Origin of the sequence: Natronomonas sp., from assembly GCF_047616845.1 — an archaeon.
In the GTDB taxonomy this organism is placed as follows: domain Archaea; phylum Halobacteriota; class Halobacteria; order Halobacteriales; family Haloarculaceae; genus Natronomonas.
Genome location: NZ_JBLGBY010000006.1, coordinates 35,535 through 62,389, shown reverse-complemented (window position 1 = coordinate 62,389; position 26,855 = coordinate 35,535). Strand labels below are relative to the sequence as shown.

25 protein-coding genes are annotated in these 26,855 nt (G+C 66.2%); 16 read left to right on the top strand and 9 right to left on the bottom strand.

Going from position 1 to position 26,855, the window contains the following annotated elements:
- The first annotated feature begins 223 nt into the window (after positions 1-223).
- The 7 genes from ACI8UR_RS02495 (at position 224) to ACI8UR_RS02465 (ending at position 8,996) form a co-directional block, all read left to right on the top strand.
- Positions 224-613 carry a hypothetical protein gene (locus tag ACI8UR_RS02495; protein ID WP_411714393.1) on the top strand — a complete coding sequence of 130 codons (390 nt, stop codon included), beginning with the start codon at positions 224-226 and terminating at the stop codon, positions 611-613.
- Positions 614-793: 180 nt separating this feature from the next.
- Positions 794-2,470 (top strand): thermosome subunit beta, encoded by a 1,677-nt coding sequence (gene thsB / locus ACI8UR_RS02490; RefSeq protein WP_411714392.1) that lies wholly within the window; start codon positions 794-796, stop codon positions 2,468-2,470.
- A 308-nt stretch (positions 2,471-2,778) separates the two neighbouring features.
- Positions 2,779-3,246: a cupin domain-containing protein gene (locus tag ACI8UR_RS02485; protein ID WP_411714391.1), complete on the top strand. Its 468-nt coding sequence runs from the start codon at positions 2,779-2,781 to the stop codon at positions 3,244-3,246.
- 40 nt (positions 3,247-3,286) lie between these two features.
- Positions 3,287-3,658: a DCC1-like thiol-disulfide oxidoreductase family protein gene (locus ACI8UR_RS02480; protein ID WP_411714390.1), complete on the top strand. Its 372-nt coding sequence runs from the start codon at positions 3,287-3,289 to the stop codon at positions 3,656-3,658.
- A gap of 78 nt (positions 3,659-3,736) precedes the next feature.
- On the top strand, positions 3,737-4,588 hold the full coding sequence (locus ACI8UR_RS02475; RefSeq protein ID WP_411714389.1) for a CBS domain-containing protein: 852 nt from the start codon (positions 3,737-3,739) through the stop codon (positions 4,586-4,588).
- On the top strand, positions 4,585-6,369 hold the full coding sequence (gene glyS, locus ACI8UR_RS02470; RefSeq protein WP_411714388.1) for a glycine--tRNA ligase: 1,785 nt from the start codon (positions 4,585-4,587) through the stop codon (positions 6,367-6,369). Before ACI8UR_RS02475 ends, glyS begins: the two co-directional genes overlap by 4 nt.
- Positions 6,370-6,554: 185 nt before the next feature.
- Positions 6,555-8,996 (top strand): DEAD/DEAH box helicase, encoded by a 2,442-nt coding sequence (locus ACI8UR_RS02465; RefSeq protein WP_411714387.1) that lies wholly within the window; start codon positions 6,555-6,557, stop codon positions 8,994-8,996.
- A 7-nt stretch (positions 8,997-9,003) separates the two neighbouring features.
- Here the strand turns inward: ACI8UR_RS02465 and ACI8UR_RS02460 are convergent, their stop codons facing one another.
- Entirely contained in the window at positions 9,004-9,675 is a 672-nt protein-coding gene (locus tag ACI8UR_RS02460) for an Sjogren's syndrome/scleroderma autoantigen 1 family protein (RefSeq protein ID WP_411714386.1), read from the bottom strand.
- An 84-nt stretch (positions 9,676-9,759) separates the two neighbouring features.
- On the opposite strand from ACI8UR_RS02460, the gene ACI8UR_RS02455 reads away from it, so the two are divergent.
- The gene (locus ACI8UR_RS02455; protein WP_411714385.1) at positions 9,760-10,497 is read left to right on the top strand and encodes an HpcH/HpaI aldolase family protein; all 738 of its coding nucleotides are present in this window, start codon (positions 9,760-9,762) and stop codon (positions 10,495-10,497) included.
- Here ACI8UR_RS02455 and ACI8UR_RS02450 read toward each other — a convergent pair.
- Positions 10,494-11,072: a hypothetical protein gene (locus tag ACI8UR_RS02450; protein WP_411714384.1), complete on the bottom strand. Its 579-nt coding sequence runs from the start codon at positions 11,070-11,072 to the stop codon at positions 10,494-10,496. The genes ACI8UR_RS02455 and ACI8UR_RS02450 overlap by 4 nt on opposite strands.
- A 132-nt stretch (positions 11,073-11,204) precedes the next feature.
- Between ACI8UR_RS02450 and ACI8UR_RS02445 the strand changes: the two genes are divergently transcribed.
- From ACI8UR_RS02445 to ACI8UR_RS02435, 3 genes are read left to right on the top strand one after another with little or no spacing between them, the layout of a single operon-like run.
- Positions 11,205-11,885 (top strand): class I SAM-dependent methyltransferase, encoded by a 681-nt coding sequence (locus tag ACI8UR_RS02445; RefSeq protein WP_411714383.1) that lies wholly within the window; start codon positions 11,205-11,207, stop codon positions 11,883-11,885.
- 58 nt (positions 11,886-11,943) lie between these two features.
- Positions 11,944-13,269 (top strand): APC family permease, encoded by a 1,326-nt coding sequence (locus ACI8UR_RS02440; protein ID WP_411714382.1) that lies wholly within the window; start codon positions 11,944-11,946, stop codon positions 13,267-13,269.
- 3 nt (positions 13,270-13,272) lie between these two features.
- Positions 13,273-13,926, top strand: coding sequence for a potassium channel family protein (locus ACI8UR_RS02435; RefSeq protein WP_411714381.1), 654 nt, complete (start codon positions 13,273-13,275; stop codon positions 13,924-13,926).
- A gap of 42 nt (positions 13,927-13,968) precedes the next feature.
- Here the strand turns inward: ACI8UR_RS02435 and ACI8UR_RS02430 are convergent, their stop codons facing one another.
- Both ACI8UR_RS02430 and ACI8UR_RS02425 read right to left on the bottom strand, forming a co-directional pair.
- A complete protein-coding gene (locus tag ACI8UR_RS02430) occupies positions 13,969-14,640 on the bottom strand; it encodes a DUF1684 domain-containing protein (protein WP_411714380.1) in 672 nt (223 codons plus the stop codon).
- 39 nt (positions 14,641-14,679) lie between these two features.
- Entirely contained in the window at positions 14,680-15,099 is a 420-nt protein-coding gene (locus ACI8UR_RS02425) for a hypothetical protein (protein ID WP_411714379.1), read from the bottom strand.
- 80 nt (positions 15,100-15,179) lie between these two features.
- On the opposite strand from ACI8UR_RS02425, the gene ACI8UR_RS02420 reads away from it, so the two are divergent.
- Positions 15,180-17,555, top strand: a complete 2,376-nt coding sequence (locus ACI8UR_RS02420) for an ATP-dependent DNA helicase (protein WP_411714378.1) — start codon at positions 15,180-15,182, stop codon at positions 17,553-17,555.
- On the opposite strand, the gene ACI8UR_RS02415 is transcribed toward ACI8UR_RS02420, so the two are convergent.
- From ACI8UR_RS02415 to ACI8UR_RS02405, 3 genes are read right to left on the bottom strand one after another with little or no spacing between them, the layout of a single operon-like run.
- Entirely contained in the window at positions 17,547-18,602 is a 1,056-nt protein-coding gene (locus ACI8UR_RS02415; protein WP_415087515.1) for an ABC transporter ATP-binding protein, read from the bottom strand. The genes ACI8UR_RS02420 and ACI8UR_RS02415 overlap by 9 nt on opposite strands.
- 13 nt (positions 18,603-18,615) lie before the next feature.
- Positions 18,616-20,301 (bottom strand): ABC transporter permease, encoded by a 1,686-nt coding sequence (locus ACI8UR_RS02410; protein ID WP_415087514.1) that lies wholly within the window; start codon positions 20,299-20,301, stop codon positions 18,616-18,618.
- 3 nt (positions 20,302-20,304) lie between these two features.
- Positions 20,305-21,357: a thiamine ABC transporter substrate-binding protein gene (locus ACI8UR_RS02405; RefSeq protein ID WP_415087513.1), complete on the bottom strand. Its 1,053-nt coding sequence runs from the start codon at positions 21,355-21,357 to the stop codon at positions 20,305-20,307.
- Positions 21,358-21,442: 85 nt separating this feature from the next.
- Here ACI8UR_RS02405 and ACI8UR_RS02400 point away from each other — a divergent pair, with 85 nt between their 5' ends.
- Complete coding sequence (locus ACI8UR_RS02400) at positions 21,443-22,441, top strand: AI-2E family transporter (RefSeq protein WP_415087512.1); 999 nt, start codon at positions 21,443-21,445, stop codon at positions 22,439-22,441.
- Positions 22,442-22,447: 6 nt separating this feature from the next.
- Here the strand turns inward: ACI8UR_RS02400 and ACI8UR_RS02395 are convergent, their stop codons facing one another.
- Positions 22,448-22,591 (bottom strand): hypothetical protein, encoded by a 144-nt coding sequence (locus ACI8UR_RS02395; protein WP_411716097.1) that lies wholly within the window; start codon positions 22,589-22,591, stop codon positions 22,448-22,450.
- A 31-nt stretch (positions 22,592-22,622) separates the two neighbouring features.
- Complete coding sequence (gene ggt / locus ACI8UR_RS02390) at positions 22,623-24,248, bottom strand: gamma-glutamyltransferase (protein ID WP_411716098.1); 1,626 nt, start codon at positions 24,246-24,248, stop codon at positions 22,623-22,625.
- Positions 24,249-24,426: 178 nt separating this feature from the next.
- On the opposite strand from ggt, the gene ACI8UR_RS02385 reads away from it, so the two are divergent.
- From ACI8UR_RS02385 to ACI8UR_RS02375, 3 genes are all read left to right on the top strand, one after another.
- Complete coding sequence (locus tag ACI8UR_RS02385) at positions 24,427-25,566, top strand: 60S ribosomal export protein NMD3 (RefSeq protein WP_411716099.1); 1,140 nt, start codon at positions 24,427-24,429, stop codon at positions 25,564-25,566.
- Entirely contained in the window at positions 25,559-26,578 is a 1,020-nt protein-coding gene (locus tag ACI8UR_RS02380; protein ID WP_411716100.1) for a class I SAM-dependent methyltransferase, read from the top strand. The genes ACI8UR_RS02385 and ACI8UR_RS02380 overlap by 8 nt, the downstream gene beginning before the upstream one ends.
- Positions 26,579-26,650: 72 nt before the next feature.
- Positions 26,651-26,779 carry a hypothetical protein gene (locus tag ACI8UR_RS02375; protein ID WP_411716101.1) on the top strand — a complete coding sequence of 43 codons (129 nt, stop codon included), beginning with the start codon at positions 26,651-26,653 and terminating at the stop codon, positions 26,777-26,779.
- Positions 26,780-26,855: the final 76 nt, after the last annotated feature.

Here is a 26,855-nt window from a genome sequence, read left to right as displayed (position 1 = left end):
GGTTCAAATCCCAGTCCTGGCGTAGCGAGATGCGAGCGAAGCGAGCATCTCGGCGATGCCGAACGGCGATAGCCGTGAGGCGCGTAGCGAGGTTCCGAACCGAGTGAGGAATCTCGGAGATACCGAGCGGTGAGCGAAAGCGAACCGCGAGGACGTTTCTGTGACGAGCAACACCGTGAGCGACGCCACCACGCTATTACGCTCCCGGCGCGCATGTCGACCCATGAGCCATCGCGCCAACTACGCACTGTGTCATTTCGGCGAACAGCTCGGCCCGGACGAGTCGGCGCTGGAGGTGCCGTGGGCGACGTTCGTTGGCGACGAGACGACAACGATGACCTTCGAGATACCCGCGGCGCCGACGGAGCCGTATCTGGAGGTGCAGGCCTACGAGGTGGGTGGGTTCGGTCACGAAATCCGAATCAACGGGACGGACATCTCGGGGTTCGACATCCCGCCGAATGAGGGCTGGCAGTACTGGATGGACGCCGTGACCGACGCCGAACTGACAGCCGGCGAGAACACGGTGCAGGTGGTGCGCGAGGCGGGAAGCCGCGATAGCTTCGTCGTCGGCAACGTGGTCATCAACTGGAAGGAGCCTGTTGATACATAAACCCCGGTTCGTAGCGAGTCGATTTTCCGTTCTGCCGCTCAGGATTCAGACCGAGTTAACGGTTGACACAGCACCGTAGTACGACGGTTTTGCTCGTTTCGCGTTGTTCGGGGGTGCACCCCGTTCTTCGCCCGCAGAGGACACTTTTATATAGAACCGTGGACAATCATTCGGACGACTATGAGCCAACAGCAGCGAATGGGAGGTCAGCCGATGATCATCCTCGGCGAAGACTCCCAGCGAATGAAAGACCGCGACGCCCAATCACACAACATCGAGGCGGCGCGGGCCGTTGCCGAGTCCGTACGCTCGACGCTCGGCCCCAAAGGCATGGACAAGATGCTCGTCTCCTCGATGGGTGACGTCACCGTCACGAACGACGGCGTCACCATCCTCCAGGAGATGGACATCGACAACCCGACGGCCTCGATGATCGTCGAGGTCGCCGAAACGCAGGAAGACGAGGCAGGCGACGGCACGACGACCGCCGTCTCCATCGCCGGCGAACTCCTGAAGGACGCGGAAGACCTGCTCGAGCAGGACATCCACCCGACGGCCATCATCCGTGGGTTCCACCTCGCCTCCGAGCGCGCACGCGAGGAGATCGACAACGTCGCCCACGAGGTCGACCCCCACGACGCCGACCTCCTCAAGAACGTCGCCGAGACATCGATGACGGGGAAGGGCGCGGAGCTCGACAAGGAAGTGCTCGCCCAGCTCGTCGTCGACGCCGTCCAGGCCGTCACCGTCGAGGCCGAGACCGGCGACACCATCGTCGACCTCGAATACGTCAACGTCGAGACCCAGACCGGCCGCACGGCCGGCGAATCCGCACTCCTCAACGGCGCGGTCATCGACAAGGAGCCCGCACACGCCGACATGCCGACGGACTTCGAGGAGGCCGACGTGCTCCTCGTCGACGAGGCCATCGAGATCGAGGAGACCGACGCCGACGCCAGTCTCCAGCTCGACAGCCCCGACCAGCTCCAGCAGTTCCTCGACAAGGAAGAAGAGCAGATCAAAGCGAAGGTCGACGCCATCGCCGACGCCGGCGCTGACGTCGTCTTCTGTCAGAAAGGCATCGACGACCTCGCGGAGCATTTCCTCGCGAAGGAAGGCATCCTCGCGACCTCCCGCGTCAAGAAGACCGACCTCGGCTTCCTGAAAGAGGTCACCAGCGCCAACATCGTCTCCGAGCTCGAGACGGTCACGGCCGCCGACCTCGGCGCCGCAGACGTCGACTACGACGAGGACGACGAGCTGTTCTACGTCGAGGGTACCGGCAAGGAGACCCACGGCGTGACGCTGCTTCTGCGTGGTTCCACCGACCACGTCGTCGACGAGCTCGAACGCGGCATCGGTGACGCGCTCGACGTCGTCTCCCAGACCGTCTCCGACGGCCGCGTGCTGCCCGGCGGCGGCGCTGTCGAAATCGAGGTCGCACGGCGCGTCCGCGATTACGCCGACAGCGTCACCGGCCGCGAACAGCTGGCCGTCGAGACGTTCGCCGACGCACTGGAACTCGTCCCGCGCGTGCTCGCCGAGAACGCCGGCCTCGACTCCATCGACACGCTCGTCGACCTCCGTGCGGCCCACGACGAGGGCGACGAGAACGCCGGCCTCAACGTCTTCACCGGCGAGGTCGTCGACACCTCCGACGCCGGTGTCGTCGAGCCCGCACACGCGAAACAGCAGGCGCTGTCCTCGGCCACCGAGGCCGCGAACCTCGTGCTCAAGATCGACGACATCATCGCAGCCGGCGACCTCTCCACCGAGGGCGAAGAGCCCGAAGGTGGCGCCGGCGGCGGTATGGGCGGCATGGGCGGTATGGGCGGCGGCATGGGCGGTATGATGTAGGAGACCCCAACTTTTTGCACACGAGGCCGGGTCGCCACGGGCGACCACGGCCTCGCGGCAAAAACTTGGGGAAAATATGCGCGAGAGCCTCCAGCCGCGGCGCCTTCGGCGCCGCGTTAGTCGGCTCTCGCTACGGCGACTCGGCGCTCCGCGCCTCGTCGCCGGGAACCGCGAGCGCTCCGCGTTCGCGGATGCTCGCTGTCTTCCCCGTCACCGCCCCGTTACTGCACCATCCGCCAACCGCAGGCCGTAATCCTGCGCCGTTTGCGTTCCCACCATTTTTGCTACCCGGCATCCCATAGCGACGCATGGAGAAAGTCGCCATCGACGAACTCGACAACTGGATGGGCCCGGCCGACGTGAAGCGACCGATCGGGTCGGCGCTCGGTACCGAGCACATGGGAATTCGGCTCTACGAGCTCGAACCCGGCGAGAGCACCGCCTTCGGCTACCATTCCCACGCCGACCAGGAGGAGATTTTCTACGTGCTCGAGGGGACATTGTCCTTCGAGACCGAGGACGGGGCCGTCGAGATCGGCGCTGGCGAGGTGATCCGGTTCGAACCCGGCGAGCTTCAGCAGAGCCGCAACGCCGGAGACGACCGAGTCACGGTGCTGGGCCTCGGGGCCCCCGCGGACGGCGGCGAACTGACACTGCTGCGAGAGTGCGAGGCCTGCGGCGAGCGCACTGACCAGGAAATCGAATCCGTCGATAGCGGCGACGCCCTCGTGACGGTCTGTGTCGAGTGTGGTTCCGAAACCGGTCGCTTCTCGTAACGTCGGGAAATCTAAACGGGGGGCGCTCGAAGCCCCGTGTATGACAGACGACGTGTTCGTCTACGACGACGACTGTGGCTTCTGTAAGTGGTGGGCGAACTACATCGCCGACCGGACGGAACTGGATATGGTCGGGTTCTCGGAGCTCACCGACGCCCAGCTCGAACGGCTTCCAGACGACTACGAGAAGTGTGCGCATCTGGTAACCGACGAGACGGTGTACTCGTGTGGCGCCGCAGTCGAGCAGGCGCTTGCGCGCGCCGACGTGCCGCCGGGGTCACAGGACATCTTCGGCTTCTTCCGGCAATTCGAGGATTACGAGCGGTTCCGCGAGCGCGTCTACGGCGAGGTCGCGGACAGACGCGGCGTCCTCGGGCATTTCCTCTCCCGTGAGGAAGTGACCGAATCGTAGCGGGCGGATGCGGTTGGCTGTGCCGCCCGAAACGTTCGGTCGGTGGACTTAGTACGCAGGGATAGGTAGAAGGCGAATATGAACGTCGCAGACGCGATGACGCCGAGGTCGGACGTGGTGACCGTCGAGATTCCGGGCACCAGAGAGGATGTTCTGGAGTACTTGCAAGACCGGGGGTTCTCGTCGGTGCCGATCATCAAACAGACCGAGGACGGCGAACAGTTCCGCGGCCTCGTCACCCGTGAGTCGCTCATCGAACAGCCGGACGAAGACCAGCTGGCGCTGCTCATCCGTGAAGTACCGAGCATCGAGTCGTCGGCAAGCCTGACCGAAGTCGCCGAACTCGTCATCGACTCCGGCGAGCGACGCGTTCCCGTCGTCGACGACGGCGAACTCGTCGGCATCGTCACGGTCACGGATGTCATCCACGCCATCGCAGAGGGCGAAGAGGACGGCGATACGACGGTTGGCGCGCTCGCGACCCGCGACGTGAACACGGTGTATCAGGGCACACCGCTACCGGTCGCAGAGCGCGAGCTCAACCATGCGAACGTCCCCTACACCGTCGTTCTCGACGACGACTGTCGCCACGCCGGCATGCTCACCGAGGTCGACATCATCGAGGTCGCCCGCGTCGTGCAGGGCGAATCCGACCCCGGCGATGCGGTCGCGAATCAGGACGACGAATGGATGTGGGAGGGCATTAAGGCGGTCGGCAGTCGCGCCGTGCCGACGCTAAACGTCGAGATTCCGGTCGAGCCAGTCGGCGACTTCATGACCGACGGCCTCGTGACGGTGTCGAAGCGGAAGACCGCCCGCGACACCGCACAGCTGATGATCTCGAACGACATCGAGCAGATTCCGCTGGTGTCCGGCGACGAGCTCGTCGGCATCGTGCGTGATGTCGACTTGCTGGAGGCGCTGATATGACCGAGCTGGAGGCACTCGCCGAACTGGCCAAGCGTCGCGGCTTCTTCTTCCCGTCGAACGAAGCCTACGGCGGCACGGCTGGCTTCTACACGTACGGCCCGGAGGGCGCCGCGCTGAAACAGAACCTCGAGGACGCCTGGCGTGACATCTTCGTCCGCGAGGAGGGCCACATGGAGGTGTCGGCACCGACCATCATGCCCGAGGACGTCTTCGAGGCATCGGGCCATCTCGACGGCTTCGACGACATGATAATCGAGTGTTCGGAGTGTGGTGCGACCCACCGCGCTGACCACCTCGTCGAGGATGCCGTCGAGGACGTCGAGGACGCCGAAGCGCTCGACACCGAGCGGGTCGCCGAACTCGTCGCAGACCACGGCATCGAATGTCCCTCATGCGGCGTCGCGCTCGCAGACGAGCCTGTCGATGAGTTCAACCTCATGTTCGGCACGAACATCGGCCCCGGCTCCTCGTCGCCGGGCTATCTCCGCCCGGAGACGGCCCAGGGCATCTTCGTGGAGTTCCCGCGCCTGAAGGAGTACGCCCGCAATCAGCTGCCGTTCGGCGTCGCCCAGATCGGCACCGCCTACCGCAACGAGATTTCACCGCGGCGCGCCTTGGTTCGCGTCCGAGAGTTCACGCAGGCCGAATTAGAGCATTTCATCGACCCCGAGAACGACGACCCACCGCTCGAACGCGTTGCGGACGTCGAACTGCCGCTGTATTCGGCCGAACAGCAGCAGGGTGACGGCGGTATCCAGACGTACACCGTCCGCGAGGCGGTCGAGGAGGGCGTCATCGGCAGCGAGTGGGTCGCCTACTACCTCGGTCGCACGATGGCGTTCTACGAACGCATCGGCGTCGACATGGAGCGGTTCCGCTATCGGCAGCATCTCGCTGGCGAGCGAGCCCACTACGCCGCGGACTGCTGGGACGCCGAGACCGAACTCGGCGGCAACTGGGTCGAGGTCACCGGCTTCGCCTATCGGTCGGATTACGACCTCAAGAAACACGGCGAATACTCCGGCGAGGAGTTCACTCTCTTCCGGCAGTACGACGAGGCCAAGACGGTCGAACGAGCGACTGTCGACCCCGACATGAGCTATCTCGGCCCCGAGTTCGGCGGCAAGGCGGGCGACATCGCCGACGCCCTGGCGGCGCTTGCGGGCCGCGACCGCTCGGCATTCGAGAGCGCGGCGCAACGCGACGCGGACGGGTCGAGCGGCGACGAGCCGCGAGACGGCGATACCGTCACCGTCGATGTCGGTGGGGAGAGCTACACCGTCCCCGTCGAGAAGACCGGCTTCTCGGTCGACGAGCAGACCGAAGCCGGCGAGCACATCACGCCACACGTCGTCGAGCCGTCGTTCGGCGTCGGCCGACTGGTGTACAGCGTGCTCATCCATAGCCAGGGCACCGACATCGTGGACGACGAGGAGCGGACGTATCTCGACTTGCCGGCCGAACTCGCGCCGACGAGCGTCGCCGTCTTCCCGCTGATGACGAAGGACGGTCTCGACGACAGCGCGCGCGACATCGCCCAGGAGCTCCGAGCGGCCGGCTTCGAGGTCGCGTATGACGACACGGGCAACATCGGTCGACGCTACCGTCGCCAAGACGAGGTCGGCACCCCGTACTGTGTGACCGTGGACTACGAGACGAAAGAGACCGACACCGTGACGGTTCGGGAGCGGGATTCGACCGAGCAGAAACGCGTCGCGGTCGAGGAACTATCGGACACCATCGAGCGGCTCGTGGACGGCGAGACGCTGGCTGACTTGTGATACGGATTGTTGTAGTCGTTTCCCGGCGAACGCCGAGCCGTCCCGGCCGCTCGCCGGTACTTTGGTACAACAATCCGTATGAGTGTGGCGAAGACGCCGCGCGCGTGACGGAACGTCCCGAGGGCGCTTCACTTTCACCGTGCTGACCGAACCCTTATCCTGTACAGCGACCAACTGAGGGACAGATGGCGACAGCCACGGACGAGCCGGAGTTCATCGAGGGGCCGATGCTCGAAGACGGCTTCATCGAGAAGCGTCGCTACCAGCTCCGGCTCGCCGACACCGCGAAACGCGACCACACGCTCGTCTGTCTCCCGACCGGGCTGGGCAAAACGGCCGTGAGCCTGCTTGTCACCGCCCATCGGCTTGCCGAACACGGCGGCAAATCGCTGCTGCTCGCGCCGACGAAGCCGCTCGTCCAACAGCACGCGACCTTCTACCGTGAGGCACTTTCCGTCGATGACGAGGACGTGGTCGTCTTCACCGGCGACATCCGGCCGGACGACCGCGCGGAACTGTGGGACTCCGCGAGGGTCGTCTGTGCGACGCCACAGGTCGTCGAGAACGACCTCGTCGGGAACCGCGTCTCGCTGGCCGACGTGACACACATTACGTTCGACGAGTGTCACCGCGCGACCGGCGGCTACGCGTACAACTACATCGCAGACCGGTATCACGCCGACGCCGACGACCCGCTCGTCACCAGCATGAGCGCCTCGCCGGGCGGCGACAAAGAGGAGATTCTAACCGTCTGTGACAACCTCGGCCTCCGGGAGGTCGCGGTGATGACCGAAGACGACGCCGACGTGGCCGACCACACCCACACCACCGAGGTCGAGTGGGAGCGCGTCGAGCTGCCGGAGACGGTCATCGAGATTCGGGACGCGCTCAACGAGGTCATCTCCGACCGCCTGGAGAAACTTAAGACCCTCGGCGTGACGAACTCGACCGACCCGAACATGTCCCAATCGCAGTTGAACGCGATGCGGGCGAAACTCCAGGAGCTCATCAACAACGACAACGGTGACGGCTACAAGGGGATGTCCGCCCACGCCGAAATCATGAAACTCCGGCGGGCGGTCGAACTCGTCGAGACCCAGAGCGTCGAGTCGCTGCGCCGGTATTTCGAACGCCAGCGCGACGCCGCCCGCTCGTCGGGGTCGTCGAAGGCCAGCCAGCGATTCGTCTCCGAACCCAAGGTGAAGGAGGCCATGCGCCGCGCCGAGGAGTTCGACGACCTCCACCCGAAGTTCCGGCGGACGCGCATCCTGCTCGCCCAGACGCTCGGCATCGAGAACGGCGAGCGAGTCATCGTCTTCACGGAATCGCGGGACACCGCCGAAACCCTGACCGAGTTCCTCGGCGAGCACTTCGAAACCCGACGGTTCGTCGGCCAGGGCGACAAGGAAGGCTCCGACGGGATGACCCAGAACGAACAGAAGGAGACGCTCGATGCGTTCCGGAACGGCGAGTTCGAGGTGCTCGTCTCAACGAGCGTCGCCGAGGAAGGGCTGGACGTGCCCGACGTCGACCTCGTGCTGTTCTACGAGCCAGTGCCGAAAGGCATCCGCTCCATCCAGCGGAAAGGCCGCACCGGCCGGGCGAGCGACGGCCGCGTCGTCGTCCTCCTCGCTGAGGACACCCGCGACGAGGCGTTCTTCTGGATGTCCAGAAACGAGGAACAGAAGATGGAGGAGGAACTCCGGAAGCTGAAGAACATCGAGGGGGAAATCGAGGCTGAAATCGCCAAACAGACCGGCCTCGGCGAGTTCGAAGACGCCGATACCGACAGAGACAACGAGAGCGCCGACGGCGAGACGGCAGCCGAATCGGACGAACCCGAAGACGAGACAGCCACCGACACCGACGCCAGCGACGGCCAGGTTGGCCTCACGGATTTCGCCGGTGAGGCGGAGTCGAGCGACGGCGACCCCGAGGGCACCATCGCTGCGGCGGCACCGGATGGCGAGACGATAGAGATCGTCGCCGACCAGCGGGAACTCGACTCCCACATCGCCCGCGACCTCTCGACGCGTGAGGGCGTCGAAACGCGGCTCGAAACGCTCGCAGTCGGCGATTACGTCCTCTCAGACCGCGTCGCCGTCGAGCGGAAATCCGTCGAGGACTTCCTCGATACGCTGGTCGGCGGCGACCGTTCGATGTTCGAGCAGGTGGGCGATGCCGCCCGCTACTACGGCCGCCCGCTCGTCATCATCGAGGGTGAGCGCCTCTACGAGGAGCGGAACGTTCACCCGAACGCCATCCGAGGCGCGCTCGCCTCGCTGGCGGTCGATTTCGGCGCGAGCGTGATGCAGACCGCCGACGCCGACGAGACGGCCGACCTCCTCGAAGTCATCGCGACGCGCGAACAGGAGACCGACGACCGCGAGGTGTCGGTACACGGTGAGAAAGGCGGCAAGACGCTGACCGAACAGCAGGAGTACGTCGTCGGCGCCATCGCCGAGGTCGGCCCGATTACCGCGCGGGCGCTCTTAGCGCATCTCGGCAGCGTCGAAGCCGTCATGACCGCCGACGAGGATGACCTGATCGAAGTCGACGGCGTCGGCGACGTGACCGCCGAACGGATTCGGGAAGTCACCGGCAGCGAGTACGCCGGGAAGGAGTAAGCGCGGCTCAGAGCCGCCGAACGGTCTGCAGCGTCTCGGCCGCCTCACGCGCGGCGGCAAAGAGGTCGCGCTCGCGACCCACGTCTCGTGTTTCCTCGGCCTGCCGGGTCAGGCTCGTGATTTCGCGGATCAGCGACGCCTCGGCCTCGCGGAGGTCACCGCCTTCGGCGGGCTGCTGGTCGCGGCGGGCGGGTGGGTCGGCTGGCCGCCGGTCGGGTGCCGGTGTTGGGCGGGTCTCGGGCGCTTCACGGCGTGGTTCGGGTTCCGGTTCGGCCTCGGCCGTCGGCTGGCGCTCGGCGTGGGCGTCGCGGGTCGGCTGCTCGTCGGGCGTCTCCTGAGTGTTCTGCTTGGGCGCTGCCTGCGTGCGGTCGGCCGTCGCGTCGGCGTTCCCGTTGGCGGCGGCGTCGGCCTGCGCTTCGTCGGCGGATTGCTCGGCGGCGGCGCCATCCTCGTCGACGAACTCGCCGTCCTCAGTGACCTCCTTCTGGCAGGTCGGACAGAACTCTTTTTCCTCGTAGCGGAAAACGGGAGAGTGACACGACGGACAGTGACGGTTCGTCATCGTCGCGCCCTGCAGGAGGAGTTCGCTCATCTGTTCGGAGGCCTCCCGTTTCTCCTGGTCACGTTCGTACTTCTCTCGAAGCTTCTCGCGTTCGGCTTCCCGGTCGAAATCGCTCATGTACGGAATCACGCGTTTTTGCCGGAAAAGGACATCGCTCGGCCGAAGCCGTAGCGTTTTGTCGCTGGACGCCGCCGCGTCGATATGGACGAACTACACGATACGGTCGGAACGTGGACATCGCTTTCCGACCCCGCAGTCGGGGAGATCGCCGGCGGCGCGGACTTCGATTTCGTCGTCGTCGACACCGAACACACGCCGCTCGGGCTGGAGACGGTCGCCGACTGCCTGCGGGCGGTCGAGGCCGGCGGCGCCGACACGCTCGTTCGCGTCCCGTGGAACGACCCCGTGCGCATCAAGCGCCTGCTCGATCTGGGCCCCGACGGCCTGCTCGTGCCGATGGTCGATACGGCCGAGGCGGCACGGGATGCGGTCGCCGCCGCGCGGTATCCGCCCGAAGGAGAGCGCGGCATCGCGGCCGCCCGCGCGGCCGACTACGGACGGAACTTCGAGGCGTACGTCCGCGAAGAGCATCGAGACTGCTCTGTCATCGTGCAAATCGAGAGCGAGGTGGGCGTCGAGAACGCCGCCAATATCGCTGCCGTCGACGGTATCGACGGGTTGTTCGTCGGGCCAGCCGACCTCTCGGCGGCGCTCGGCGTCTTCGCGGAGTGGACGAACGCGGAGTTCCTCGCAGCTATCGACTCCGTGCTCGCGGCCGGCGACGAGGCCGGTGTGCCGGTCGGGACGCTCGGGACGACGCCCGACCAGATACGCGCGCTCGGGTCGCTCGGCTTCGATTATATGGTCGCCGGCGCCGACTTCACGCATCTGGTCGAGGGCCAGAAGCGGGCGCTCGACGCCGCGTCGGACGTCCTCTAGAAGTCGGCCTCGACGGTGCCGTCCTCATCGAGGGAGACGATGCCGTCGAACAGCTCTTTGAACGCCGCCACGTCGGCCTCGGAGTGTACCTCCTCGGAGAGATGGAAGAGGCCGACTGCGTCGTGTTCTTCGAGGAGCTCGAGGAGTTCCTCGACGGCCTCCAGGGCGCGTTCCTCGTCGGCGTAGTAAGCCATCTCGGTGACCGAGTCGAGGCTGATGCGTCGTTTCCCCTCGTTCTCGGTGAGGAACTGTCGGGTGATGTCGATAACGCCGGCGAGGTCGTCCGGCGAGGAGACGTAGTGGACGTGCTCGGAGGAGCGCCGCGAGTAGCCCCGCTCGACCGAGAGCGTATCGAGGATGTCGGCTCGTTCCTCGTCGACGCCGTAGTATTCGAGTTTCTGCTGTACCTCGCGGGCGGTCGTTCGCGTCGAGATGACGAGCAGCCGGTCGGTGTCGGTTTTCAAGAAATCGGTATCGATTCGGTCTGTCTCGCCGGTACTCGGGTGAATCAAGAGAATGCCGGTGCCGCCCGGAATCGTGTCGGGTGCGTTCTCGATGGCGAGTTCGTAGTCCATGCCGGAGTACGTGTGCGGAGCCATCTTAAATCATGGTTGGGCGTGGTGACGGTCGGCGGCTCCATTGGGGGGCGGGATAGCCGAGCCGCTCGCAGCCGACGGGGTTTTGCCACCGGCGCGTCGCGTTTCGGTATGAGCGTTCGAGCCGAGTTCGACGCGTGGGCGGCCGAAGGCCGCGACAAGGGGATGGAAGAGCGCCACTGGCACACCGCGAAACACGCGCTCGCGCGGATGCCGGTCGAAGCGGGCGAGACGGTGCTCGACCTCGGCTGCGGCAGCGGCTACGCTGCTCGCGCACTCCGGGAGGCGAAAGACGCCGGCCGCGCCTACGGCCTTGACGGCGCCCCCGAGATGGTTCGGAATGCACGGGCATACACCGACGACCCGCAGGTGTCGTACGTGGTGGGCGATTTCCAGTCGCTGCCGTTCGAGACGAACAGCGTCGACCACGTGTTCTCGATGGAGGCCTTCTACTATGCGTCCGACCCGGTTGGCGCCCTGGAAGAACTCCGACGTGTGCTGCGGCCCGGCGGAACCTTCTACTGTGCGGTCAACTACTTCGAGGAGAACGTTCACTCCCACGAGTGGCAGGAGAACATCTCCATCGACATGACGCGGTGGAGTTACGAGCAGTACCGCGAGGCGTTCCGGGAGGCCGGCTTCTACGTGGCCGAGCAGGACACCATTCCCGACCGCGAGACCGAGATTCCGGCAGCCGAGGCGTTCCCCATCGACGGCTGGGAAACACGCGAGGCGATGGTCGAACGGTATCGGGAGTACGGAACGCTTCTGACCGTCGGCGTCGCTCCGTAGTCGGGCACCGTCTCGCTGACCTGATTCTTTAATAACACGTACGCCGACGTACTGGGTGATGAGTGACGGCACGCGGGAGCCCCAACAGAGCCTGGGGCTACTCGACGCGACGATGGTCGGCGTCGGCGCGATGATCGGCGCCGGCATCTTCGTGTTGACCGGGCTGGCCGCCGAGACCGCCGGGGCCGCCGCCATCGCCGTCTTCGCGCTCAACGGCGGAGTGACGGCGTTCACCGCGCTCTCGTATGCCGAGCTCGCAAGCGCCATCCCGCGGAACGGCGGAGGGTACATCTTCGTTCGCGAGGCGTTTCCCGACCCTGTCTCGTTCGTGATGGGGTGGACACGGTGGTTCACGTACGCGGCCGCCGGCGCGCTGTACGCGCTCGGCTTCGCCTCGAACTTCATCGAGTTCGTCCACCTCTACTGGGCCGGCCTGCCGGGCAGTGACGTCGTCCGAATCGGCTACGCGCTGGCCGCCGTGGTGGTGTTCGCGGCGCTGAACGCAGCCTCGACGGATGCAAGCGGCGGCGCAGAAACCATCGTCACGCTCGTGAAGGTCGGCATCCTCATGGTGTTCGTCGCGTTCGGCCTCTCGGCGGTCGACCTCTCGCGGTTCGAGCCGTTCGTCCCCGCCGACCGCGGCGCAATCGCCGTGCTCCCGGCGATGGGACTGACGTTCATCGCGTTCCAGGGCTACGACCTCATTACGACGGTCACCGAGGAGGTCGAGAACCCACAGAAGAACATCCCGCGAGCGATCATGTTGAGCCTGGTCGCGACCGTCGCCGTGTATCTCCTCGTCATCTTCGTCGCCATCGGCACGCTCGGGGCGGACGCGCTCGGGCAGGCCGGCGAAACAGCTATCGCTCAGGCGGCCGCGGGGTTCATGCCGACGATACCGCTGCTCGGAACGGGCGCGGGGCTCATCGCCTTCGGCGCGGTGTTTTCGACCGTCAGCGCCCTCAACGCGGTCGTCATCGGCTCCAGCCGCGTCGCCTTCGCGATGGGGCGAGAGGGGCAACTCCCCGAACGACTGGGACGCCTCCATCACCGCTTCGGGACGCCGTTCGTGGCCATCGTCGCAAGCGCCGTGCTGATGGTCGTCGCCACGGTCGTCGTCCCCGTACGGACGGTCGGTAATCTCGCGAGCCTCTTTTCGCTGCTCGGGTTCGTCGTCGTCAACCTCGCCGTCATCCGACTCCGACGCCAGCGCCCGAACCTCACACGTCCCTTCGAAGTGCCCTACTATCCGATTCCGCCGCTGCTCGGCATCGGTTTCAACCTCCTCCTCAGCTTCTTCATCAGCCCGCGGACGTGGGCGATTGCCACCGGCTGGCTCGTGGTCGGGGGTCTGATTTATTTACTGTTCGAGCATCGAGGGTGAACTATGGGCGATCTGCGCATCATCATCGTCGGTGCTGGCCGAGTCGGCTTCCACACGGCCGAGCATCTCTCCGACGGCGGCCACACGGTCGTCGTCATCGAGCAGGACGAACGCCGCTGTCAACAGCTCAGCGAGGCCTACTTCGCGACCGTCATCGAGGGCGACGGCGCCCGCCCCGACGTGCTCGAGCAGGCCAACCCCGCCGATGCCGATATCATCGCCGGCCTCACGCCGAATCCGGGGACGAACCTCGCGGCCTGCGTCCTCGCCGAGCGCCGCAACGAGGACATCCGAACGGTCATCCGCGTCAACACCTCCAACAGTGTCGAAGAGTACGCCGAGGTGGTCGACGAGACGGTGTTCCCGGAGCGGGCGGGCGCCCACGTCGCGACGAACGCCATCGTCGGCGCGGAGATGCAGTCTATCGAGGCGCCGCCGGGCGCGCTCAACATCGTCGAGGTGGAAGTCGCCGAGGATGCCCCCATCGACGGCCGCAAGCTCTCGGAAATTTCGCTCCCCCGGGGAAGCCTCGTCATCGGCGACGCGACGGGCGACGAGATCGCGTCGTCAGATACGACGCTCGTCGCCGACAACAGATATCTCGTCGCCGTCGAACCGAGCGTCGTCGACGAGGTTCGGAACCTGTTCCGCGGGTAAACGACCACGGGTCGGGTGACCCGTGGAACTCTCGCTGTTATCTTAGAAACGCTCGCCGGCCGGCACCGCCACTTCGAGCCAGTTCTCCCGTGGCGGCAGCGGGCATTCGTAGGCGTCACTGTACGCACAGAAGGGGCTGTACGCGAGGTTGAAATCGAGCGGCACCGTCGCGCCATCATTCAGTTGTCCGTCTCGCGGCTCGGTTCCCTCCCCGCTCGACGAATTCGCGTCGCTCTGCGACGCGCCCTCCGTGTGCAGCTCCATGTACCGGCCCGCCGAGTAGGTCTGTTGGCCGGTCGTCTTGTCGCGGAACGGGACGAAAAGTGACTCGCCGACGGACGCATCCGCGTCCGTCGAGGGGTCGCTCGCATCGCTCGCGACCCCGCCCTCGTAGTCGATTCGCTGGTATGCGACAAGGGTGTGTTCGGCTGTCTCGCCGCTTGCGTCCTCCAGTTCGAAACGGAGGCGGGCAGCGCGCTCGTATAGTTGCTCGCCGTCGACCGTGGTTTCCATGGTCACCGTCTCATCGCTGTCGACGAGTTCAATCGTCGCAGCAACGCGGAAATCAGGGTTCGGCGCGAAGTAATCGAGGCCGTCGAAGCCGTCGCGCTCCTCGGGCGGCAGCGGGGAGGCACGGGCGTTCGCGAACTGCTCGTCTTTCTGGGCGCGATACGATTCGAGCTCCTCGCGCCAGGCGTCGACGTCGAAGTCCATACGGGAACGAGACGATTGGGACAGATAAGGGGCCCGCCACTACGCCCGTCGTGCGTCGATGCGGTCGCGAACGCCGTTGGCGATGGCCGCAGCGACCGCACCCTCGACGGCGTGGAACGGAACCGCGAGGACGAACATCCAGACGGCGTAGAAGCCGTACTGGGCGGCGAACACCGAGTCGAGGCCGAAGCCGAGCTGCCAGGAGGCGTACGACCCGTGAAGCGCCACGATGAGGCAGGCGAGGGCGCCGCCGAGGCCGCCCGCGAGAAGGCCGTTGTTCATCGCGTTGCCGTAGCGACCGGTCAACGCGCCCGCAAGCACGCCCGCAAGCAACCCCGCGAGAAACACCTCGCGAGTGGCTTCGCGCCGAAGCATCGGCGGGAGGAGCACGACGAGCTGGACGACCGCCCCCGCAAGCGTCGGAACGCGGTCGATCTCAAAAGACGGGCGGCGCGGCATCGTCACGGTACAGCGAGCGCGTCGGCTTAAGCCCCACCACGTCCGACACGTCTTTAGGCGAAGACGCGTCACCTCGTGGTGTGTCCCCGGACGAAGCCGCCGACGGAGCGACCGCCGAAGCCGCTGCTGGGTGGCGGCCAATCTTCGGCCACGAGGAGCCCTACGACGACCAGGTCGACGGCATCGAAACGGCCATCGACACCGCGCGCGATTCCGGCTTTCTCGCCTTAGAGGGCGCCTGCGGCACCGGGAAGACGATGCTCGCGCTCACCGCCGGTATCGAGCTCGTTCGCGACCCCGATTCGGATTTCGAGCGCGTGTTCGTCCTCACGAGCGTCAAACAGCAACTCCGGCAGTTCGAGGACGACCTCCGCACCATCAACGCGAACCTCCCCGACGACTGGCACCCGATTTCGGCGATGACACTCGTCGGGAAGGCCGACGTCTGTCCGTACAACCTCGAAAACGCCGGCGGCATCGACGAGACGAACGTCTACGAGCGATGCGAAAGCCTGCGGGAGCGCACCCGCGGGCTGGCCGACGAGACGACACCGGATTCGCTGGCCGGACAGGCCCGCAGCCAGCAGGTCGGCCTCGCCGACTCCGGTAGCGGCGCGACGTATCTGGAAGCCTCGGGCGAGCCGACGCCGTATCCCGAGGAGATGCCCGAATCCGGCGAGGGTGTCGAATACTGTCCCTTCTACGCGCAGTATCTCGCTGACCTACCGGAGGAGGGTGACCCCGTCGAAGCTGTCCCGTTTGACCCGACCGACCTCGGCCTCATCGAAGCCGACGACCTCGTGGAACTGTCGGCGGGCCACGGTTCCTGCCCGCACTCGGTGATGGGCGCCCTCCTGCCGCACGTCGAGGTGCTCGTCGGCAACTACTACCACGCCTTCGACCCGACGACCGCCGAGTCGTTCACGGGTGCGCTCATCGACGACGAGACGTTCGTCGTCTGCGACGAGGCGCACATGCTCGAACCCCGCGTCCGCGACCTAGTGGGCGACGGCGTCTCAGACCGGGCGCTCCGGGACGCCGAAAGCGAACTCTCCCGTGTCATCCAGCCGCTCGCGGCGATGGAGGAGGCCGGCCAGGGCGCCCAGCACGGCTCGGACGCGAAACAGCAGGCCGCGACCGTCCGCGAGGAGCTCAACGAGACGGACGTCTCGCTCGGCGAACTGCGCGATACCCGTCGGTTCCTGACGGCGCTGGAGGACGAACTCGACCGCCGGGTGACCGACCACCTCGACGAGACACAACCGGGCTGGCGGCGCGACCTGCCGAACCTCTCTGACGATGAGATTCCGCTTCGTGACCCCGAAGAGCCCGCGACGGACGACTTGACGCTGTGGGCCGAGCGGAACGGCTTCGACGGGCGGGTCTGGAGCCGCGCCGAAAGCGTCTGTGCGGTCGCCGGCCGGATTCTCGACACGATGGAAGCGGAGGACAAACGCCGGGCGGCACCTCCGGTCGGCCGCACGCTCGGGCTGTGGTATCGCGCCGACCACACCGACTTCTTCAGGGAGATCGAACTGGAGCGGACGTGGGACGACACCCAGCCGGGCGAGTCGTGGCGCCGCGCCTACACCGCCCAGTTCGCGCTGCACAACTGCCTGCCAGCGGGCGCCATCGGCGAACAGCTCGCGGAGTTCGGCGGCGGCGTCCTGATGAGCGCGACCCTGGAGCCGCTGGACGTGTTCGCGGAGGTGACCGGCCTCCGGCACATCGAGGCGGAGGAAGACCGCCCCGTCGTCGAGCGAACCTACGGGCTCGAATTCCCCGAATCGAACCGCGAATCCTTCGCCGTCGCCGCGCCGAAGTTCACGTATTCGAACCGCGGTGACACCGGCGAGGAGACGGACACCCGCCAGGCGTACGCCCGCGCCATCCGGCAGGTCGCTGCCTCGCCGGGGAACGTCCTCGTCGGGATGCCCTCCTACCGGGAAGCCGAGTGGGCCGCCTCCGTGCTCGACGACTGTGAGAAGGAGGTGCTCGTCGACGAATCGACCGGCAACGTGGCGACCGAGAGCCTGAAACAGGCCTTCTTCGAGGGCGGCCCGAAGGTGCTCGTGACGAGTCTCCGCGGGACGCTCACCGAGGGCGTCGACTACCGCGGCGACCGCCTGTCGGCAGCCATCGTCTGTGGCGTCCCCATCATCAACACCGCCAGCCCACGAACGCGGGCGGTGCGGACGGCCTACGACCGGGCGTTCGGGGATGGCTTCAGATACGCACTCGCGGTGCCAGCGGTTCGGAAGGCACGGCAGGCGGTCGGTCGCGTGATTCGCGGCCCCGAGGAACGCGGCGTTCGCGTCCTCTGTGACGAGCGGTACGCCCGCGATTCGTGGGACAGCGTGCGCGGGCTGCTCGGCGAGGCCGAACGCGAGGAGTTCCAGTCGGTCAGCCCCGACATGCTCGATGTCGCCCTCGACCGGTTCTGGGAGTCAGGATAGCACCCACGCGTCCTCGGGGTCGAAACCGACGGTCAGCACGTCAGTCTCGGGCGGGTCGTCAACAGCGGCGACGACACGGTTGCCCCGCCAGTCGAGATGCACGCGAGTCGTCTCCCCGAGAAACTCGCTGTCGATGACATCGGCGGTCAACTGATTGCCGCCGGCATCGACCGTGAAATCGGCCGGTCGGACGCAGAACGTCAGCCGGTCATCTGACACGTTCTCCACCCGAGAGAGGCTGAAATCGCGCCCCTGCATGCGAACCGTCAACCCCCCCGTTTCGTCTGCAGTTCGTGTGTTATCACGGGTCGTGGCAACGACTTGCGCGTCGAAGACGTTGTTCTCGCCGAGGAACTCGGCGACGAACCGTGATTCGGGGCGCCGGTACAGGGCTCGCGGGTCGCCCACCTGCTCGACGCTGCCGTCGGAGAGAACGGCGATGCGGTCGGAGATGGCCATCGCCTCCGCCTGGTCGTGGGTGACGTACACCGTCGTGACGCCGAGTTCGCGCTGGATTTCTCGCACGTCGCGGCGGAGCCGTTCCCGGAGTCGGGCGTCGAGTGCGCTCATGGGTTCGTCCAAGAGGAGCACGTCGGGGTCGGGGGCGAGCGCTCGTGCGAGCGCGACGCGTTGCTGTTGGCCACCGGAAAGCTCCGTCGGGTCGCGCTCCTCGAAGCCCGCAAGCCCAACGAGGTCAAGCAGTTCCGCGACGCGCTCGTCGGTCGAGCCGCCGGGTGTGTCGGCGAACTTGAGCCCGTAGGCGACGTTTTCGGCGACGGTCATGTGCGGGAACAGTGCGTAGCTCTGGAAGACCAACCCGATGCCGCGTGCTTCGGGCGGCACGCCGGCCATCGACTCGCCGTCGAAGCGAATCTCGCCCGATGTCGGCGATTCGAAGCCGGCCAGAAGCCGGAGCGTCGTCGTCTTCCCGCACCCGGAGGGCCCGACAAGCGTGAAGAACTCGCCGTCCGCGACCGTCACCGAGACGTCCTCCAGTGCCGTCGTCGGGCCGTACTGCTTTGCGACCCCGTCCAACTCGATTCTCATCGTCGACTCCTCCTCATTCGATGCCTCCGTACTCCCCGATGCGCTCGATGATGACGAAACTGACGCCCGTGACGACGAGCAGTACCGACCCCATCGCGGTGGCGGGGCCGAGCGTCCGGTCGGAGAGATACCGCTCGACAGCGACCGGCATCGTGTAGACGTTGCCGCCCTCCGCGAGGATGACCGTCGCGTTGAACTCCCCGATGCTGATGGCGAAGGCGAAGGCCGCGCCGGCGGCGACGGCGGGCGCGACGAGCGGTAATTCGACGTCGAGAAGCGCGTCGGTTCGTGAGGCCCCCAGCGCGCGGGCGGATTCGACGAGGCGATTGTCCATCGAGGTCAGCGCGGGCGTGACGGTGCGGACGACGAAGGGGTAGGCGCCGACGGCGTGGGCGGCGACAATGGCGACCGCGCCGGTCACCTGGAGTTCGTAGCCGAACACCTCGACGCCGAAGACGACGGTTTGGAGGAGACCGAAGCCGACGACGATGCCCGAAACGGCGAACGGCAACATCGCGAGCGTGCCGACGAGGCGTGCGGTGAGGGTATCGCGGGCCGTCGCCAGCGCGACGACGACGCCCATCGGGACGGCTACGATGAGCGTCCCGACAGCAAAAAGCAGCGAGTTCCGGATGGCGGCGTCGGGTTGGGTGCCGACGACCACGTCCCGGCGGGCGAGCAGGAACTCGTAATAGCGGAGCGTGAAGCCGCCGCCGACATCGGTGACGCTCGCGAGCAGCATCGAGATGATGGGGCCGAGGAAGACGATGCCGATGATGAGTGCGTAAACGCCGATAGCGAGGCGTTCCAGGGGCAGCGCATCCGAGAGCCGCTCGCGCGGTCGTGGCGCGACCTGTCGCGTGGCAGCCTGCCCCGACTCGTAGTGGAGATAGGCGTACGTCAAGCCGAGCGTGATCGCGGCTTCGAGGACGGCCAGCGCGGCCGCCTCCTGTAACCGGAGGTTCCGGATGCGGTCGTAGAGCCACACCTCGACGGTCGCAAGCTCCAGCCCACCGAGCGCGAGGACGATGGGGAAGGACATGAACGTGAAGATGAACACGAGCAGCGTGCTCGTGAGGACGGCCGGGGCGAGCTGTGGGACGACCACGTCGAGGAAGGCCCGCCGTGGTGAGGCGCCGAGACTGCGGGCGGTTTCGACCAATCGGGCGTCGATGGATTCCCACGAGGCGGCGACGACGCGGACGACGAGCGGTGCGTTGTAGAAGGCGTGGGCGAGGACGATTATTTTCAGCGTGAACAGCAGTTCGAGTTTCGGCAGGCCGACGGCCGCGAGCGCGCGGTTCAGCGGCCCGCGCGTACCGAACATGGCCGCAAAGCCGACCGCGACCATGATGGAGGGCAGGACGAACGGAACGAGCGTCAGCGACCGAACGGTTTTGCGCCCCGGAAACTCGAATCGCGCGAGGACGTACGCGCCCGGCAGCCCGAGTGCGAGGCTGAGCAGTGTCGAAAGCGTCGCCTGATACGCCGTGAACTTGAACAGCCCCCAGTAGAAGGGGTCGGAGACCACGCTGGTGAGGGGCGAAAGCGACGGCTGGCCGTCGATGACGATGGCTTCGATGAAGACGCTGGCGACCGGGTAGTACAGCATGACGACGAGCAGCGCCGCCGTCGCGAGGCCAGTGAGGATGAACGGCCACTCAGTCCGCGCCCGTACCCGCGTCCGCCAGGAACGCATCCGTTACTGGGCGACCTGTCGCGCCCAGTCCTCGATCCACCCTTCGAGGTTGCCGGCGAGTTCGTCGTAGGCGAACGTGACCGGTTCGGGCGGGACGTGGGCGTACTGCTCGAACTCGGGGTCGAGTTCGGCGTCGTCGACCGCGGGGAACTGGACGTTCTTCATGGCGATCTGTCCCTGGGCTTCGGGGGTGAGCATGAACTCCATGAGGTCGGCAGCAAGGTCGGGCGAATCGGTGTTGGCGAACCGTGCCATCCCCTCTGGGTTCGCATAGCCCTGGTCGTTGAGGAAGCCGATCTGGTGCCGCGTCAGGTCATCGGTATCCTGGCTCGCGAACACTTGATCGGTCGAGTAGGAGACGACCATCGGCGCTTCCTCGCTCAGGTAGGCGTTGTAGGCGTCGCTCCACGACCCGAGGACGCGAACGTCGTTGTCCTGCAGGTCGCTCCAGTAGTCGAGGTAGCCGTCCTCACCGAACTGCGTGATGGTCCACAGCAGGAACGCCCGACCCGGGTCGGACTGTTGGGCGTTCTGGACGATGAGGTCGCCACGGTTCCGGTCGGCGGTGAGGTCGGCGAACGTCTGCGGTTCGGCCTCGCTTTCGTCGTAAACGAGACTGATGTAGCCGGTGTCGTACGGCAGCGCGCGGCCGTCGGGGTCGAACTTGAGCTCGTCGAGAATCCGGTCTTGTCGGGAGAGTTCCGCGGTCGGGACATCGAACAGCGCGTCGTCGAGCGTCTCGTCGATGCGGATGAGTTCGTCGACGTTGAGGCCGACGTAGAGGTCGGCGTCGATATCGGCACCCTGGTCGGCACGCTGGATGTACTGATTGACACCGCTATCGGGCACTTCGAATTCGACGGTGACGTCGCCGCCGTGGGCCGATTCGAAGGCATCCTTCAACCACGGGCCGACGGGGTCGTTGCCGTCGACGAACGATTCGTAGGTGGCGACGGTGACCGTGCCGCCCCCGGAATCGCCCCGGAAACCGCCGAGACAGCCGGCTGTCGCGGCGGCACCGGCACCGACTGTCGTCAGGAAGGCTCGTCGTTGCATTACTGGGTGGTACCTCGCCATGTACTTAAGCGGCGCGTTACGGGGCGGAAAAACGGTTTTGCCCTCGGCGAATAAATCGGGTTGCGTGTCATCCCTCCGACGCCGTCGGTACGTTCTCGCCGGCCTGTTGGTCGCCGTCGGTCTCCTGGCCGTCGCCATCCTCTGGGAGGTTGTCGCGATCGTCTTCTTCGCGATTACCGTCGCCTACGTCCTCTATCCGCTTCGCGAGCGACTCGTCGACCGGGGGGTTCCGCAGCGAGCCGCCAGCGCACTCGTCACCACCGGCGCGTTCGTCGCCGTTATGGCCCTGTTCGCGCCCGTCGCGTGGATGCTGTTCCAGCGCCGCAACGCCATCATCGAGTTGCTCAACAATCTGCCCGACGAGCTCCCCATCGAGGTCGCTGGCTTCGTGTATCTCGTCGACATCAGCAGCGTCGTCGATGCGACGAGCGCCGCCCTCCGGCAGCTTGCGTTCACGCTGGCTGCGAACTCGATTTTCATCGTGCTCGAACTCGTGCTGTTCACCATCGTCCTCTACGGGCTCCTATTGCGCCCGAACGCTGTCGGGCGGGCTGCCTTCGAAATCACTCCACCGGGGTATCACGACATCATTCGGGCGCTGCATCGCCGCATCGCCGGGACGCTATACGCGCTGTACGTCATCCAGGCCGCCACCGCCGTCATCACCTTCCCCGTCGCGTTCATCATCTTCTTCGCGCTCGGCTACGAGGACGCCTTCGTGCTGGCGGTCATCTCCGCTATCTTCCAGTTCATTCCGATTCTCGGCCCCGGCATCCTCGCGGTCGGGCTCGCGGCCCACGATTTCATCCTCGGGATGCCTCAGCGCGCCCTCGGCGTGCTCGTTCTGGGCCCAATCGTCATCGGTCTCCTGCCTGACCTGGTCGTCCGTCCGCAGTTGGCGACCCGGCGGGCACACCTCCCCGTGAGCCTCTACTTCGTCGGCTTCACCGGCGGCGTGCTCACGGTCGGCGCCATCGGCGTCATCGCCGGGCCGCTCGTGGTCGCGGTGCTTTCGGAGGTCGTCAAGCTGCTGAGTAACCGCCCAAGCCCCGACGCGGACTGACCCAGCTTACGTCTCCATCTCCCGCTCCAGTTCCCGGAGCGCGTCGATGCGTTTCTCCGTCCGCCGGTAATCGTCGCCGCACCGCGGTCGGCCGCGTACTCCCGGTAACCGCGAGAGAGCGCGGATACGCAGAAAGGAGGCAATCGTCATCACCGCCACGTCGCGGTTCTTGACAGCTTCGTCAGTAGCTCGTCACAGTGCCGTCCTTCCGCGGTTCGGTCGCGCCGGACAGCGTCCCGTCCTCGTTTCGGACGACTTGGGCGCCGCCGAACATGATGGGCGGCAGCACTTCGAGGTCGTGCCCACGGCGGATGAGGCCGTTCTGCACCTCGGTCGGCATCCGGGCCTCGACGGCGAGACGGCCGTCCTCCCGATAGCGCCACCGTGGCTCGTCGAGAGCCTCCTGCAGCGTCTTGCCATCATCGAGCATGTGGACGAGCGTCTGGAGGTGGCCCTGCGGTTGCATGTAGCCGCCCATGACGCCGAAGGCCGACCAGTCGTCGTCGCCGCGTTTCAGGATGCCCGGAATGAGCGTGTGGAAGGGCTTTTTCTTCGGTTCGAGCCGGTTCGGGTGGTCGTCGTCGAGCGAGAAGGAGGCGCCGCGATTCTGAAGTGCGATGCCCGTCTCGCCGGCGACGAGGCCGCTGCCGAAGCCCGCAAACCGGGAGTTGATGTAGGAGACGACGTTGCCCTCGTCGTCGCCGACACAGAGGAGGACGGTGTCGGCGTCCTCGGCGTTGGCGTCCGGGACGCCGAAGGAGACGTCGTCGTTTGCTTCCTCGCCGACCGTCTCGGCGCGTTGCTTGGCCCACGAGTCGCTCGCAAGCGGCGGGATGTCCTCGAAGTCGGGGTCGGTGATGTAGCGGTGGCCGTCGTGGAAGGCGAGTTTCATCGCCTCGGCGAGGTAGTGAACGCGGGCGGCCGACCCCGCGTCGTGTTCGCGAGCGCCGAGTTCCTCGGCGATGTTGAGCGCCTCGAGCGCGATGAGGCCCTGATTGTTCGGCGGGAGTTCGTACACTTCGGCGTCGCCGTAGGTCGTCGAAACCGGGTCGGGATATTCGACCTCGAAGTCGGCGAGGTCGTCGACGGTCATGAAGCCGCCGTTTGCCTGTACCTCCTCGGCGATGGCCTCGGCGATGTACCCCTCGTACACCACGTCGGCGCCCTCCTCGGCGATGGCCTGCATCGACTCGCCGAGGTTCTGAAGGCGCACGGTTTCGCCCGTCTCAGGGGCGCGTTCGCCGTCCACGAGGTAGTGGTCGCGCGCGTGCTCGGACTCGAAGAGTTCCTCGCCGTGCTCCCAGGCGCTGGCGATGACCTCCGTGACGGGGTAGCCCTCCGTCGCGTACTCGATTGCGGGCTGGAGGGCGTCGGCGAGCGTCCCGCGGCCGAACTCTTCGACGGTCGCTTCCCAGCCGCGGGCGGTGCCCGGAACCGTCACCGCGTGGGCGCCCGTCATCGGCATCTCGGCGTCTTCGGGGTCGACGTCCTGCTCGTCGGCGAGCGCGTCACGAACCGTCTCGCGGGTGGCGCCAGCGGGGGCACCGCCACAGGCCCGCATCGCACCGACATCGCCGTCGGCGCTTTTGTACAGCATGAACACGTCGCCACCGAGGCCGGTCGAGGTGGGTTCGGTGACGTTCAGCGCGGCGGCGGTCGAGACGGCGGCATCGAAGGCGTTGCCGCCGTCCTGCAGCGTTCGCAGGCCGGCCTGTGCGGCCAGCGGCTGGCTCGTCGCGACGGCCCCGTTCGGGCCGTAAACAGTCGAGCGGCGTGAACCGAACTCGTCGACTGAGGGGGTCTCCATATCGGGGGTGCGAGCGGCGAGGATATAGGCGCGGCGGCTTTCGAAATCCCGTTTCGTGAACGTCGCTCTATAGGAAAATCAGCATCCGAGCTTCTCGGTCGGCGGCATCTCGGAAACCCATCAGCGGGGACAACCGCAGGGCGGGCCGTTTAAACGCCTGCATCGACTACAGCGGGTAATGAGTACCAGTTCGGGTTCCGGAACGTTCTGTCCGCAGTGTGGCGACGCCATCGAGCGCCCACCGGACGTCGACCTCCCGGGCGGGCCGCCCGACTCCGAACGTGGCAGCGGCCACGCTGACGCCGTCCTCTGTGACGAGTGTTACTTCGAGGATTTCGACCTCGTGGACGCACCCGAGCGCATCGAGGTTCGGGTTTGCAGCCGATGTGGCGCCCTCCATCGCGGCAACCGCTGGATCGACGTCGACGCTCGCGACTACACCGACATCGCCGTCGAAGAGACGGCCGAACGGCTCGCGGTACACGTCGACGCCCGGGACGTCGAGTGGGGCGTCGAACCGGAACAAGTCGACGAGAACACCATCCGGATGCACTGTCTGTTCACCGGCGTCATCCGCGACACGCAGCTCTCAGAGGAGGTGACGGTGCCGGTGTACATCGCCCGTGAGACCTGCGACCGGTGTGGCCGTATCGCCGGTGACTACTACGCCTCCATCGTCCAGGTTCGCGGTACCGGCCGGACGCCGACGAAGGCGGAGAACGACCGCGCAGCCGAAATCGCGGAAGCGTACATCGCCGAGCGGGAGGCGACCGGCGACCGCAACGCCTTCATCACCGAGAAAGAGCGGATGAAGGACGGCCTGAATATGAAGATCTCGACGAACCAGATGGGACAGGGCATCGCGAGCCGCATCGTTCGAGAGCTGGGCGGTGACGTCTCCGATGCCCCGACGCTCGTAACCGAGGACAGCGACGGCAACGATGTGTATCGGGTCACGTTCACCGCACGCCTGCCCCCGTACACGCCCGGCGATATCATCGACCTCCGTGACGGTGAAGGGCCCGTCATCGTCACGAGCGCCCACGGTAATCTCAAGGGGAAGCGACTGGAAACGGGCGAGCGCTACGAGGCCAGTTTCGAGGAGGGAATCGACCCAGACGCACGGAAGATCGGGATACGAGCAGATGCCGATCAGACGACGGTCGTCGCCGTGGAGGACGACCACGCCGTCCAGGTGCTCGACCCCGAAACCTTCGAATCGAAAACCATCCCCCGCCCGGAGTATATGAACCCCGACGCGGACGAGGTTCCCGTCATCAAACACCGCAACGGGCTCCACGTCCTGCCCGATGAGTGACCTCGCGGCCATCGTCCCGAAACCTCGCACCGAGGACGCCATCGCATCGCTCCGTTCGGAGGGCGTCTACGACGCGACCCGGAGCGTTGCCGCGTACGACAACGGTCGGGTCGCGATTCCCGTCGGCGCCGACCCGACCGAGACGGCTGTCGACGAGACGCGTCCAGTCCAGTTACCGCTCAGGGAGCGGGGCCTTGAGGACGTACTCGCCGACCGGGGCTTCTCACCCGCGGAAATCGATGCCGCGCCGTCCTCATGGTCGGTTATCGGCAGCGTCATTCTCGTGGATTTCGGTGACGTCTCCGCCGAGGAGTCGCTGGATGCGGAACACCGCCGCGAGGTCGGCGACGCACTCTTGGAACTGCACGGCAACGCCGACACCGTCCTCGCACGCGGTGGCGTCTCGGGAATGCGTCGGGAGCCACAGACCGAGGTCGTCGCCGGCAGCGGCGAGACGGAGACGATACACACAGAACACGGCACGAAGTACGCCGTCGACCTCTCGCGGGTCATGTTCTCGCCCGGCAACAAGGCCGAACGCGCCCGGATGGGCGAAGTCGTCACGGACGGGGAACGGGTGTTCGATATGTTCGCCGGCATCGGCTACTTCTCGCTTCCTATGGCCCGGAACGGTGCCGAGGTGACGGCCGCCGAGATCAACCCCGACGCGTATCGGCTGCTCGTCGAGAACGCGATGTTGAACGAGGTATCGGAGCGCGTGCGTGCTGTACTCGGCGACTGCCGGGACGTAGAGGCGACCGCAGACCGGGTCGTGATGGGGTATTACGAGGCTCACGAATATCTCGACGCCGGGCTCGACGCCCTCGTTCCGGGAGGGATGCTCCACCTCCACGAGGCGACGCCGGAAGCGCGATTCCCGGAACGGCCCATCGAACGGCTCGAAGCGGCCGCCGAGACGGCCGGTCGGACGGTTGACGTGCGCGACAGTCGCGTTGTGAAGAGCCACAGCGCCGGCGTCGTCCACGGGGTCGTGGACGCCCGCATCGACTGACCGAAACCGATCCGCTTGGAACCCCTTTGTGGGTGGCGTACCCAGGCCGTGACATGAGCAGATACGTCGATTGTGGGGACGCTCGTGGATGGCACTGGCGCGCTCATCGAGGACGCGCGGGTTCGCATCGACGCCATCAGCGACATCGAGGCGGTGTTTTCGGCCGGCGAACGGGTCGGGCCGCGGACGGACGATTTATAACTGAGAGTCGGTAACATCGAGTATGGACAGACAGAAACTGTTCGCGCTGTTCTTCGCGCTCCTGATGGTGCTGTGG

Coding starts and splice junctions, on each gene's coding strand:
- ACI8UR_RS02495 (WP_411714393.1), top strand. CDS start 224: ATGAGCCATCGCGCCAACTACGCACTGTGTCATTTCGGCGAACAGCTC.
- thsB (WP_411714392.1), top strand. CDS start 794: ATGAGCCAACAGCAGCGAATGGGAGGTCAGCCGATGATCATCCTCGGC.
- ACI8UR_RS02485 (WP_411714391.1), top strand. CDS start 2,779: ATGGAGAAAGTCGCCATCGACGAACTCGACAACTGGATGGGCCCGGCC.
- ACI8UR_RS02480 (WP_411714390.1), top strand. CDS start 3,287: ATGACAGACGACGTGTTCGTCTACGACGACGACTGTGGCTTCTGTAAG.
- ACI8UR_RS02475 (WP_411714389.1), top strand. CDS start 3,737: ATGAACGTCGCAGACGCGATGACGCCGAGGTCGGACGTGGTGACCGTC.
- glyS (WP_411714388.1), top strand. CDS start 4,585: ATGACCGAGCTGGAGGCACTCGCCGAACTGGCCAAGCGTCGCGGCTTC.
- ACI8UR_RS02465 (WP_411714387.1), top strand. CDS start 6,555: ATGGCGACAGCCACGGACGAGCCGGAGTTCATCGAGGGGCCGATGCTC.
- ACI8UR_RS02460 (WP_411714386.1), bottom strand. CDS start 9,675: ATGAGCGATTTCGACCGGGAAGCCGAACGCGAGAAGCTTCGAGAGAAG.
- ACI8UR_RS02455 (WP_411714385.1), top strand. CDS start 9,760: ATGGACGAACTACACGATACGGTCGGAACGTGGACATCGCTTTCCGAC.
- ACI8UR_RS02450 (WP_411714384.1), bottom strand. CDS start 11,072: ATGGACTACGAACTCGCCATCGAGAACGCACCCGACACGATTCCGGGC.
- ACI8UR_RS02445 (WP_411714383.1), top strand. CDS start 11,205: ATGAGCGTTCGAGCCGAGTTCGACGCGTGGGCGGCCGAAGGCCGCGAC.
- ACI8UR_RS02440 (WP_411714382.1), top strand. CDS start 11,944: ATGAGTGACGGCACGCGGGAGCCCCAACAGAGCCTGGGGCTACTCGAC.
- ACI8UR_RS02435 (WP_411714381.1), top strand. CDS start 13,273: ATGGGCGATCTGCGCATCATCATCGTCGGTGCTGGCCGAGTCGGCTTC.
- ACI8UR_RS02430 (WP_411714380.1), bottom strand. CDS start 14,640: ATGGACTTCGACGTCGACGCCTGGCGCGAGGAGCTCGAATCGTATCGC.
- ACI8UR_RS02425 (WP_411714379.1), bottom strand. CDS start 15,099: ATGCCGCGCCGCCCGTCTTTTGAGATCGACCGCGTTCCGACGCTTGCG.
- ACI8UR_RS02415 (WP_415087515.1), bottom strand. CDS start 18,602: ATGAGAATCGAGTTGGACGGGGTCGCAAAGCAGTACGGCCCGACGACG.
- ACI8UR_RS02410 (WP_415087514.1), bottom strand. CDS start 20,301: ATGCGTTCCTGGCGGACGCGGGTACGGGCGCGGACTGAGTGGCCGTTC.
- ACI8UR_RS02405 (WP_415087513.1), bottom strand. CDS start 21,357: ATGCAACGACGAGCCTTCCTGACGACAGTCGGTGCCGGTGCCGCCGCG.
- ACI8UR_RS02395 (WP_411716097.1), bottom strand. CDS start 22,591: ATGACGATTGCCTCCTTTCTGCGTATCCGCGCTCTCTCGCGGTTACCG.
- ggt (WP_411716098.1), bottom strand. CDS start 24,248: ATGGAGACCCCCTCAGTCGACGAGTTCGGTTCACGCCGCTCGACTGTT.
- ACI8UR_RS02385 (WP_411716099.1), top strand. CDS start 24,427: ATGAGTACCAGTTCGGGTTCCGGAACGTTCTGTCCGCAGTGTGGCGAC.
- ACI8UR_RS02380 (WP_411716100.1), top strand. CDS start 25,559: ATGAGTGACCTCGCGGCCATCGTCCCGAAACCTCGCACCGAGGACGCC.